Source organism: Pyxidicoccus sp. MSG2 (genome assembly GCF_026626705.1).
Classification (GTDB): Bacteria; Myxococcota; Myxococcia; order Myxococcales; family Myxococcaceae; genus Myxococcus.
On sequence record NZ_JAPNKC010000001.1, the window covers coordinates 1,894,502 to 1,906,942 of the forward strand.

General features: G+C 71.4%; 1 protein-coding gene (running past one end of the window). It reads left to right on the forward strand.

Going from position 1 to position 12,441, the window contains the following annotated elements:
* A protein-coding gene (locus tag OV427_RS07275; protein WP_267855379.1) for a non-ribosomal peptide synthetase crosses the window boundary here: on the forward strand, positions 1–12,441 show its 5' portion. 29,916 nt of this gene lie beyond the right edge of the window; only the first 12,441 of its 42,357 coding nucleotides appear in the window; its start codon is at positions 1–3; its stop codon lies off the right edge, out of view.

Consider the following 12,441-nt stretch of genomic DNA (forward strand, 5'->3'; position numbering starts at 1 on the left):
ATGTCGCTGACCCCAGATCAGAAGCGCGCGCGGCTCGCGGAGCTGCTGCGCGAGAAGAACCGTCAGTCTCGTCGTGCGCCGGTGTCCTTCGCGCAAGAACGGATGTGGTTCCAGGAGCGGCTCAACCCGGGCAGCGCGGCCTTCAACGTCCCCATCGCCGTGCGCCTGTCCGGTGAGCTGAACGTCGACGCCCTCCGTCGCGCGCTCCAGGAATTGGTGCAGCGTCATGAGGCCCTGCGCACCACCTTCGTGGAGCAGGACGGGCGCGTGTTGCAGCACATCGCCGCCTCCGTCGACGTCGCGCTGCCCGTGGTGGACGTGACGGACGGAACGGCTTCGGAGCGTGAGGCCGCGGCCTGGAGCCTCCTGCACGCCGACGCACGGAAGCCCTTCGACGTGGAGAAGGGCCCGCTGCTGCGCACGGTGCTCTACCGCTGGGGGCCGGGCGAGTTCCTGCTGCTGCTCAACGTGCACCACATCGTCTCCGACGGGTGGACGATGGGCGTGCTGGTGCGGGAGTTGGGCGCGCTCTATCCCGCGCTCGCCGCGGGACAGGCTGCTCCGCTGCCCGCGCTGCCCATGCAGTACGCGGACTTCGCCACGTGGCAGCGCGACTGGCTCAAGGGCGAGACGCTGGACACGCAGCTCGGCTACTGGCGCAAGCAGCTGGACGCCGATGCCATGCTGGAGCTGCCCACGGACAAGCCCCGTCCTTCCGTGGCCAGCACCGACGGTGCCCGCCTCACGGTGATGCTGCCCCCGGCGCTGCTCCAGTCGCTGAAGGCGCTGGCCGGACGCGAGGGCCGCACCTTCTTCACCCTCCTGCTGTCCGCGTACCAGGTGCTGCTGTCGCGCTACAGCGGCCAGGAGGACGTCGTCGTCGGCACGCCCATCGCCGGCCGCAACCGCTCCGAGCTGGAGGGCCTCATCGGCCTGTTCGTCAACACGCTCGCCCTGCGTGCGGACCTGTCCGGAGACCCGTCCTTCCTGGCGTTGATGGCCCGGGTGCATGAGGCGTCGCTCGGCGCCTTCGCGCACCAGGACGTGCCCTTCGAGAAGCTGGTGGAGGCGCTCCAACCCGAGCGCAACCTGAGCACCACGCCGCTGTTCCAGGTGATGTTCGCCCTGCAGAACGCGCCCCTGCCGCCACTGCGGGTACCGGGGCTGTTGCTGGAGATGCAGCCGGTGGACAGTGGCACCAGTCAGGTCGACCTGACAGTGCTGGCCACCGAGCTGCCCCAGGGCCTGCGCCTCGCCGCGGTGTACCGCACGGACCTCTTCGAGGAGCCAACGGTGCGCCGGCTGCTGGCGCACTTCCAGACGCTGCTGGAGGGCATCGCCGCGCACCCGGAAGCGCGCCTGTCCGAGCTGCCGCTGATGGACGAAGCCGAGCAGCGACAGGTGCTGCGGGAGTGGAACGCCACCGCTTCCGACTACCCGCGCGAGTCCACCCTGCCCGAGGTCTTCTCGCAGGTCGTGGCCCGCCTCCCGGACCACGTCGCCGTGGATTTCGGCTCCACTCGCCTCACCTACCGGCAGCTCGATGAGCGCTCCAATCAGCTCGCGCACCACCTGCGCCGCCTCGGCGTAGGCGCGGACTCCCGCGTCGCGCTCTCTGTCGAGCGCTCGCTGGAGCTCATCGTCTCCCTCGTCGCCATCCTCAAGGCTGGCGGCGCCTACGTGCCGCTGGACCCGTCCTATCCGCGCGAGCGCCTGGCTGGCATGGTGGAGGACACCGCTCCCCAGGCCCTCGTCACCACGCGCGCGTTGTTACCGCGTCTGCCCGTGGACGGGCTCTCCACTGTCGTATTGGACGACGCCGCGCTCGCCTCCGAGCCGACGCATGCGCTGTCCCCGGCGGCCATGCCCGACTCGCTCGCCTACGTGGACTTCACCTCCGGCTCTACCGGCAGGCCCAAGGGCGTGGGCACCACCCACCGCAACGTCCTGCGCACGCTGCTGGACGTGGACTTCGCCCGCTTCGGCCCCGAAGAGACGCTGCTGCAACTGGCGCCCATCTCCTTCGACGCCTCCACCCTCGAAGTCTGGGGTGCGCTGCTGCACGGAGCCCGCCTCGTCGTCATGCCTCCCCAGCCGCCCTCGCTGGAGGAACTGGGCCAGGTGCTCCGCGATTCGAAGGTGACGACGCTCTGGCTGACCGCAGGCCTCTTCACCCAGGTCGTGGAGTCCCACCTCCAGGCACTCCGCCCAGTGAAGCAGCTCCTCGCGGGCGGCGACGTGGTGCCTCCCGCGCACGCACGCCGCGTGCTCGAAGAACTGGGCATCTCCCTCACCAACGGCTACGGCCCCACGGAGACCACCGTCTTCGCCGCCTGCTTCCGCATGACGGACGCGGCACAGGTGGGGGCCTCCGTGCCCATCGGCCGGCCCATCGGCAGCACGCGGCTGTACGTGCTGGACACGCACGGCCAGCCCGTCCCCGTGGGCGCCACCGGCGAGCTGTTCATCGGCGGCGATGGCCTCAGTCGCGGCTACATCGGCCAGCCCGCGCTCACCGCTGAGCGCTTCGTCCCCGACGCCTTCAGCGGCGTGCCGGGTGCCCGCCTCTATCGCACGGGAGACCGGGCGCGCTGGCGGGCGGACGGGCTGATGGACTTCCTCGGCCGCGCCGACTCCCAGGTGAAGCTGCGCGGCTTCCGCATCGAGCCGGGTGAAATCGAGTCCGCGCTCTCCGCGTACCCCGGCGTGTTGCAGGCCCTGGTGCTCGTGCGCGAGGACTCCCCTGGCGACAAGCGGCTGGTGGCCTACGTGGTGCCCGCCCCGGGTCAGTCGGTGAACACCGAGGCGCTCCGGGACGCCCTCAAGCAGCGACTGCCCGACTACATGGTGCCCTCGGCGTTCGTCTCGCTGGCGGTGCTTCCCCTCACGGCCAACGGCAAGGTGGACCGCAAGGCCCTGCCCGTTCCCGAGCTGGGCTCTGCCCCTGACCGGTACGTCGCCCCGCGCACTCCCACCGAGGAGAAGCTCGCGGCGCTCTGGGTCGAAGTGCTCCGCGTGCCACGCGTGGGCGCCGAGGACAACTTCTTCGAGCTGGGCGGCCACTCCCTTCTTGCCACCCAGGTGGTCTCCCGCATCCGCGTCAGCCTGGGCCTGGAGCTGCCCCTGCGCGAGCTGTTCCGGCTCCCGGTCCTCTCCGCGTTGGCTCGTCACGTGGACTCGGCGCTCCAGGGCCGGCAGCATGCGCGGCCCACCCCCGAAGTCCTCGTCGCGACTCCCGAGGACGCACCGCCCCTGTCCTTCGCACAGCAGCGGCTGTGGTTCATCGACCAGCTCGAGCCCGGCGGCACCGTCTACAACATGCCCTTCGCGCTGCGGCTGGAGGGCTCGCTGGACGTGGGCGCGCTGGAAGCGTCGCTGACCGAGGTGGTGGCCCGCCACGAGTCGCTGCGCACCACCTTCACCACGCGCGAAGGCCGGCCCGTGCAGCACATCCACCCGCCCGCGCCCTTCCGCCTGTCCCTGGTGGACCTGCGGGACGCGCCCGCCTCCGAGCGTCAGCCCGAGGCCCGCCGCCAGGCTGTCACCGAGGCCGCCCGTCCCTTCGACCTGGGGAAGGGGCCGCTGCTGCGCGCGGTGCTGCTGCGGCTCGATGACTCCGAGCACATCCTGCTGCTGACCCTGCACCACATCGTCTCCGATGGCTGGTCCATGGGCGTCCTCGTGCGGGAGATGGGAGCCCTGTACGCGGCGCGCATCTCCGGAGTGCCCGCGGCCCTGCCGCCCCTGCCCATGCAGTACGCCGGCTTCGCGAGCTGGCAGCGCAACTGGCTCCAGGGCGACGTGCTCTCGCGGCAGCTCGACTACTGGAAGCAGCAGCTCACCGGGGCGCCCTCCCTGCTGGAGCTGCCCACCGACAGGCCGCGTCCCTCCGTGCCGACGTACCGCGGCGCGAAGCAGTCCCTTTTCATCCCAGCGGACCTCACCGGCGCCATCAAGGCGCTGTCGAAGCGCCACGGCGTGACGCCGTTCATGACGCTGCTGGCGGCCTTCCAGGCGCTGCTTCATCGGTACTCGGGACAGGACGACGTCGTCGTCGGCTCCCCCATCGCTGGCCGCAACCGCGCGGAGACCGAGGGGCTCATCGGCTTCTTCGTCAACACGCTGGTCCTGCGCGCGCGGGTGACTCCGAGCACCACCTTCGCCCAGTTGCTGGAGCAGGTGAAGGAGACCACCCTGGGGGCCTATGAGCACCAGGACGTGCCCTTCGAGAAGCTCGTCGAGGAGCTGCGTCCCGCGCGCGATGCGAGCTACTCGCCCCTCTTCCAGGTCATCTTCGCCTTGCAGAACATGCCCATGGGGGCGCTGGAGTTGCCGCGGCTGCGCCTGGAGCCGCTCGACGCGGGCGAGGCTGGCTCCAAGTTCGACCTGGAGCTCAACTTCACGGAGACGCCCCAGGGCTATCAGGGCGCGCTCCGGTACAGCACGGACCTGTTCGACGACGCGACGGCGACGCGACTGCTGGCCCACTTCCAGACGCTGCTGAAGGACATCGCCGCGCACCCGGAGCAGCGCCTGTCCGAGCTGCCGCTGATGGACGACGCCGAGCAGCGACAGGTACTGCGAGAGTGGAGCGCCACCCCCTCCGACTACCCACGCGAGTCCACCCTGCCCGAGGTCTTCTCGCAGGTCGTGGCCCGCTTCCCGGACCACGTCGCCGTGGAGTTCGGCGATTCACGCCTCACGTACCGGCAGCTCGATGAGCGCGCCAATCAGCTCGCGCAGCACCTGCGCCGACTCGGCGTGGGGGCCGACTCTCGCGTTGCGCTCGCCGTCGAGCGCTCGCTGGAGCTGATTGTCTCGTTGGTGGCCATCCTCAAGGCCGGCGGCGCCTACGTCCCCCTGGACCCGTCCTACCCGCGTGAGCGCCTGGCCGGCATGGTGGAGGACACCGCTCCCCAGGCCCTCGTCACCACGCGCGCGCTGCTGGCGCGTCTGCCCGTGCAGGGGCTCGCAACCGTCGTGCTGGAGGACGCAGCACTCGCTTCCGAACCGACGCACGCGCCGGCCCCCGTCTCCCTTCCTGACTCGCTCGCCTACGTGGACTTCACCTCCGGGTCCACCGGACGGCCCAAGGGCGTCGGCACCACCCACCGCAACGTCCTGCGCACCCTCCTCGGCGCCGACTACGCCCGCTTCGGGCCCGACGAGGTCCTCCTCCAGTTCGCCCCCATCTCCTTCGACGCCTCCACCTTCGAAATCTGGGCCGCGCTGCTGCACGGCGCTCGCCTCGTCGTCATGCCTCCGCAGGCCGCGTCGCTGGAGGAACTGGGCCACGTCATCCAGTCCTCGGGCGTCACCACGGTGTGGGCCACCAGTGGTCTGTTCACCCAACTGGTGGACAACCCGCCTCCGGGGCTGAGCACCGTGAAGCACGTCATGACGGGTGGCGACGTGGTGTCGCCCGCCCACGTGCGTCGTGCCGTGGAGGGCCTGCGTGTCCCCGTCACCGCCATGTACGGCCCCACCGAGACGACGGTGTTCGCCACGTCCTGGCCGGTGACTCGCGCGGAGCAGGTGGGCACCTCCGTCCCCATCGGCCGTCCCATTGGCGGCACGCAACTGTACGTGCTGGACGCGCACGGCCAGCCGGTGCCCGTGGGTGTCATCGGAGAGCTGTACATCGGCGGCGACGGCCTCGCGCGCGGCTACCTGGGCCAGCCCTCGCTCACCGCCGAGCGCTTCGTCCCCGACGCCTTCAGCGACGTTCCCGGAGCCCGCCTCTACCGCACCGGCGACCTGGTCCGCTGGCTCGCGGGAGGCGTGCTCGACTTCGTCGGCCGCGCGGACACCCAGGTCAAGGTGCGCGGCTTCCGCATCGAGCTGGGCGAAGTGCAGGCCGTCATCTCCACCTTCCCGAGCGTCCGCGAGGCCGTGGTGGTGAGCCGCGCGGACGTGCACGGCGGCAAGCGCCTCGTCGGCTACCTCGCCGCCCCCGAGTCGCTGGACGTCGCCGCGCTGCGCGCGTTCCTGGTGGAGCGACTGCCCGAGTACATGGTGCCGTCCGTCATGGTGCGGCTGGACGCCCTGCCCCTCACCGCCAACGGCAAGGTGGACCGCAAGGCCCTGCCCGCCCCCGAGTCGATGGCCGCGCTCGCCTCGGCGGCCTACGTCGCTCCGCGCACTTCCACCGAAGAGCGGCTCGCGGTGCTGTGGGCCGAGGTGCTCGGTCTGCCGCGCGTGGGCGCCGAGGACAACTTCTTCGAGGTGGGCGGCCACTCCCTGCTGGCCACCCGCGTCGTTTCCCGCATCCGCGCGTCCTTTGGCGTGGAGCTTCCGCTGCGCGACCTCTTCCGGGTGCCCACCGTCGCCACGCTCGCCGCGCGCATCGATGCGGCCGTGAGCGCCGGTGAAGCCGGAACACTCCCGCCCATCGAGCGCGTGCAGCGCGCGCAGAAGCTGCCCCTCTCGTACTCGCAGCAGCGAGTGTGGTTCCTGGATCAGCTCGAGCCCGGCAGCGCGGCCTTCAACATGCCGTTCACCCTGGAGATGGCCGGCACCCTCGACACCGAGGCAATGCGGCGGGCCCTGGAAGCCCTGGTGCACCGCCACGAGTCCCTGCGCACCACGTTCCACGGCGAGGCCGAGGGCCCCGTGCAGCGCATCAACGCGCCCGCTCCGCTGGAGATGGCCCTCGTCGACCTGAGTGGCCTGCCTCCGGAGCAGCGCCAGGTGGAGGCGCGGCGGCGCATCAACGCGGATTCGCTGCGTCCCTTCGACCTCCAGGCCGGCCCGCTGCTGCGCGCCATGCTCCTGAAGCTCGGAGAGCAGTCGCACGTGCTGCTGCTCAACGTCCACCACATCGCGGCGGACGGCTGGTCCATGAGCGTCCTGGTGCGGGAGCTCGGCGTCGTCTACCCCGCGCTCACCGCGGGTCTGCCCTTCGTCCTGCCGGCGCTCCCGCTCCAGTACGCGGACTACGCCGCCTGGCAGCGCAAGTGGCTGGAAGGTGCGGAGCTGGAGAAGCAGCTCACGTGGTGGCGGCGCCAGCTCGACGGAGCGGCGCAGGACTTGGAGCTGCCCACCGACAGGCCGCGCAACCACGACGCCTCGCCTCCGGGGGCCCTGGCGCCCGTACAGCTCCCGCGCGAGCTGGCGGCGGCGGTGGAGTCCTTCTGCAACCGCGAGGGCCTCACGCCCTTCATGCTCTTCCTGGCGGCCTTCCAGCTCCTGCTGGCGCGCTACTCCGGCCAGGACGACATCTCCGTCGGCTCGCCCGTGGCCGGCCGCAACCGCGTCGAGCTGGAGGGCCTCGTCGGCTTCTTCCTCAACACCCTGGTGATGCGCACCCGCCTGGACGGCGACCCCACCGTGCGCGAGCTGCTGGGCCGCGCGCGTGAGATGGCACTGGGCGCCTACGCCCACCAGCACGTCCCCTTCGAGCGGCTCCAGCCGATGCGTGATTTGCGCCAGGCGCCGCTGTTCCGGGTGATGTTCATCCTGCAGAACATGCCGACCACGGAGCTGGCACTGCCAGGGCTCGCGATGCGCAGCGCGCCCCTGGGAGACCACACCGCCAAGTTCGACCTGACGCTGACGCTGACGCGCAGCGAGGAGGGCTTCGATGGTGCGCTGGACTACCGCGCCGACCTGTTCGAGGCGTCCACCGTGGAGCGGATGTCACGCCACCTGCGCACGCTCGTGGAGGCCATGGTGGCCGCTCCCGGGAAGCGCCTGTCCGAGCTGTCGCTGCTCGCCAGCGAGGAGCGGCAGCGGCTGCTGGTGGACTGGAACGCTACCCGGGCGGACTTCCCGGAGGCGTGCGTCCACTCGCTCTTCGAGGCCCAGGCGCGCCGCGCGCCAGATGCACGGGCGGCCTCTTTCGAGGGACAGCACCTGAGCTATGCGCAGCTCGACGCGAAGGCCAACCAGCTTGCGCATGCGCTGCGCCGCCAGGGCGTCGGGCCCGAGGTGCGCGTGGCGCTCAGCGTGGAGCGCTCGCTGGACATCGTCGTGGGCCTGCTCGGCATCCTCAAGGCCGGCGGCGCCTGGGTGCCCGTGGATCCGCTGCTGCCGCGTGAGCGCCTGGCCTTCATGCTGGAGGACAGCGGCGCGGCGGTGCTGGTGACGCAGTCCGCGCTGGTGGAGCGCTTCTCCGAGGCGCACCACGCCCGCGCGTTCTGTCTCGACTCCGAGAAGGACGCGCTCGCGCGTGAGAGCACCGAAGCGCCGGTGACGGGCGTGGCTCCGTACCACCTGGCCTACCTGCTCTACACGTCCGGCAGCACCGGCACGCCCAAGGGCACCGCCGTCGAGCACCGCAGCGTGGCCAACCTCGTCACCCACGAGGCGGTGGCGTACGGCATCGGCCCGGGCAGCCGCGTGTTGCAGTTCGCCAGCCTGTCGTTCGACCTGTCGGTGGAGGAGATCTTCACCACGCTGTGCTCCGGGGCCTCGCTGGTGCTCTCTCCCCTGGAGAAGCTGATGCCGGGCGCGCCGCTGCAGAGGCTGCTGCGTGATGAAGCCCTCACCGTCATCAGCCTCACGCCCGCGGCGCTGGCCGCCACGTCAGCGGAAGGACTGCCCGCGCTGCGCACCGTCATCTCCGGTGGCGAAGCCCTGCCCGCCGACGTGGTGGCGCGCTGGGCCCCGGGCCGACGCCTGCTCAACACCTACGGCCCGACCGAGGCCACGGTGATTGCGACGCTCACCGAGTGCGTCGCGGACGGGAGAGTCCCGTCCATCGGCCGACCCCTGGCCAACGTGCGCGCGTACGTGCTGGACGTGCGCGGAGAGCCGGTGCCCGTGGGCGTGAAGGGCGAGCTGTACGTGGGCGGCGTGGGCGTGGCGCGAGGCTACGCGGGCCGCCCCGCCCTCACCGCCGAGCGCTTCATGCCGGACCGCTTCTCCGGCGAGGCGGGTGCGCGCCTGTATCGCACGGGCGACGTGGTGCGCTGGCGCGAGGACGGCACGCTCGACTTCGTCGGCCGCGCGGACGCCCAGGTCAAGGTGCGTGGCTTCCGCATCGAGCTGGGTGAAGTGGAGTCCGCCCTGGCGAAGCTGCCGGGGGTGCGCGAGGCCGTCGTCGTCGCACGTGAGGACGGCCCCGCTGGCAAGCGGTTGGTGGGCTACGCCGTGGCGCACGAGGGCGTGCAGACGGACGGCGCCGCACTGCGCGCGGCCCTCAAGGAGGCGCTGCCCGAGTACATGGTGCCCTCCGCCGTGGTGGTGCTGCCGGCGCTGCCGCTCACGTCCAACGGCAAGGTGGACCGCAAGGCCCTGCCCGCCCCGGACTTCGCGAGCGACGCGAAGGACCATGTCGCTCCCCGCACGCCCACCGAGCAGCGCCTCGCGGAGCAGTGGTGCCAGCTCCTCGGCCTCGAGCGCGTGGGCGCTACCGACAACTTCTTCGACCTCGGCGGCCACTCCCTGCTGGCCACCCAGGCCATCAGCCGCATCCGACAGGGCTTCGGCGTGGAGCTGCCGCTTCGCGAGCTGTTCGTGGCCCCCACCCTCGAAGGGGTGGCCCGCCTGATTGACGCCGCCGTCGCGGGAGGCAGTACGCCCACCGCGCCCCGGCAGCGTGCGGCCCTCGCGCTGTCACTGCCCATCCTCCCCCTGGAGGAAGTCGCGGCACGGGAGAAGGCGCGCTCCCTTCCCGAGACCCTGGCCGTGCTCTCCACCGAGGAGCGCCAGCGCGTGCTGGTGGAGTGGAACGCCACCGCCTCCGAGTACCCCCGCGGCTCCACCCTGCCCGAGGTCTTCACTCGAGTCGTGGAGCGGTACGGCGACAAGGTCGCCGTCGAGTTCGGCGACGCGAAGCTCACCTACAGGCAGCTCGATGAGCGCGCCAACCCACTCGCCTGGCACCTTCGCGGCCTGGGCGTTTCCACCGACTCCCGCGTGGCCCTCGCCGTGGACCGCTCGCTGGAGCTGGTGGTGGCGCTGGTCGCCATCCTCAAGGCCGGTGGTGCGTACGTGCCGCTGGACTCGTCGTACCCGCGTGAGCGCCTTGCCGCCATGCTGGAGGACTCCGCCCCGAGCGTGCTCGTCACCACGCGCGCGCTGCTGCCGAAGCTGCCCGCCCAGGGCCTCGCAACGGTGGTGCTGGAGGACGTGGCGCTCTCCGGCCTCCCCTCCCACGCGCCGCCCTCCACGGCCCTGCCCGACAGCCTCGCCTACATCGACTTCACCTCCGGCTCCACCGGCAGGCCCAAGGGCGTCGGCACCCTCCAGTCCGCCGTGCTGCGCACCGTCTTCGGCAACGACTACGCCCACCTCGGGCCGGACGAAACCTTCCTCCTCCTCGCCCCCATCTCCTTCGACGCCTCCACCCTGGAGCTCTGGGGTCCGCTGCTTCATGGCGCACGGTTGGCCGTCTTCCCGCCCCACTCCCCCTCGGACGTCTTCGAGCTGGAGGCGGTGCTGCAGAAGCACTCCGTCACCACCCTGCACCTCACCGCCGGCCTCTTCACCCAGGTGGTGGACAGCAACCTCTCCGCCCTGCGCAACGTGAAGCAACTCCTCACCGGCGGCGACGTGGTGAGTGCCCCCCATGTCCGCCGCGTGCTGGAAGGAATGTTCATTCCGGTGACGGCCTGCTACGGGCCCACCGAGGGCACCCTCTTCACCTCCTGCCACCGCATGACGGACGTCGCCCACGTGGGCTCCTCCGTCCCCATCGGCCGCCCCATCGGCAACACCCAGGTGTACGTGCTCGACGCCTCCGGCCACCCCGTGGCCCCGGGCGCCATTGGCGAGCTGTTCATCGGCGGCGACGGCCTCGCCCGCGGCTACTTCGGCCAGCCCTCCCTCACCGCCGAGCGTTTCGTTCCCAACCCCTTCGCCTCTACTCCCGGCGCGCGCCTCTACCGCACCGGAGACCTCGCCCGCTGGCGGCAGGACGGCGTGCTGGAGTTCCTCGGCCGCGCCGACGCCCAGGTGAAGGTGCGCGGCTACCGCATCGAGTTGGCCGAAGTGGAAGCGGCCCTGCTCGCATTCCCCGACGTGCGCGAGGCCGTCGTGGTGGCGCGTGAGGACTCCCCCGGCGACAAGCGCCTCGTCGGCTACGTCGTCGCGACTCCTTCGCTGGACATGCATGCCCTGCGCGCCGCCCTCAAGGAGCGGCTCCCCGAGTACATGGTGCCCTCCGTCCTGGGACGCCTGGACGCGCTGCCTCTCACCGCCAACGGCAAGGTGGACCGCAAGGCGCTCCCGGCTCCCTCGGCATTCCAGGACCGCGTCACCACCCGCGCGCCTCGCACCGACTGCGAGCGCGAATTGGCGGCGCTCTGGGCCCGCGTCCTCCACCTGGACACCATCGGCGCGGAGGATGACTTCTTCGAGCTGGGCGGTCACTCGCTGACGGCCACGCAGGTGCTCTCACGCATCCGCCAGCACTTCGGCGTGGAGCTGTCCTTCCGCGACTTCTTCGCCGCCCCCACCATCGCAGCCCTGGCGGAACGCATCGAAGCCCTGGCCGGCTCGCGTCCCGCTTCATCCCAACCGCTGCTCCGGCCCCGGACGCAGAGTGGCCCGGCGCCTCTCTCCTTCGCGCAGCAGCGCCTGTGGTTCTTCGCGAAGCTCGACCCGGACAGCCCCGCCTACGACCTTCCCTTCGCCGTGCGCCTGGAAGGCGCGCTCGACGTGCCCGCGCTCGCCACCAGCCTGCGTGAGTTGCTCCAGCGCCACGAGTCCCTGCGCACCACCTTCCACGAGCACGAGCACCAGCCCGTGCAGGTCATCAACGCCAGCCCCGCCCTGCCCGCGGGGTGGCTGGACCTGGAGGCCCTGCCGGAGACAGAGCGCGAAGCCGCGCTCAAGCGCGCCCTCGACTACGAGGCCGGCCAGCCCTTCAACCTGGAAACGGGCCCGCTCTGGCGCGTCCTCCTCGTGCGCCTGTCGACGGAGCAGCACGTGCTGCTGCTCACCCTCCACCACGTCATCGCGGACGGCTGGTCCATGGGCGTGCTCGTCCAGGAACTGGCCACGCTCTACACGGCCCACTCCGAGGGCCGGACCGCGCGCCTGGAGCCGCTGCCGGTGCAGTACGCCGACTTCGCGCTCTGGCAGCGTGACTGGCTGCGCGACGACGCCCTGGAGGCCCAGCTCGGCTGGTGGAGGCAGCAACTCCAAGGCGCGCCCCGCGCCCTCGCCCTGCCCACCGACAAGCCGCGTCCCACCACGCAGTCGACTCGCGGCGCCGGGCACCCGTTCCACTTCCCGCGCGAGCTGTCGGATGCGCTCGAAGCACTGTGCCGTCAGGAAGGGGCCACGCCTTCCATGGTGGTGCTCGCCGCCTTCCAGGCACTGCTGGCCCGCTACTCCGGCCAGGACGACGTCGCCGTCGGCATGCCCATCGCCGGCCGCACGCACGCGGAGCTCGAGGGCCTCATCGGCTTCTTCGTCAACACGCTGGTGCTTCGCACGAAGCTGGACGGAGACCCCAGCTTCCGCGCGCTGCTCGGCCGCGTGCGCGACGTG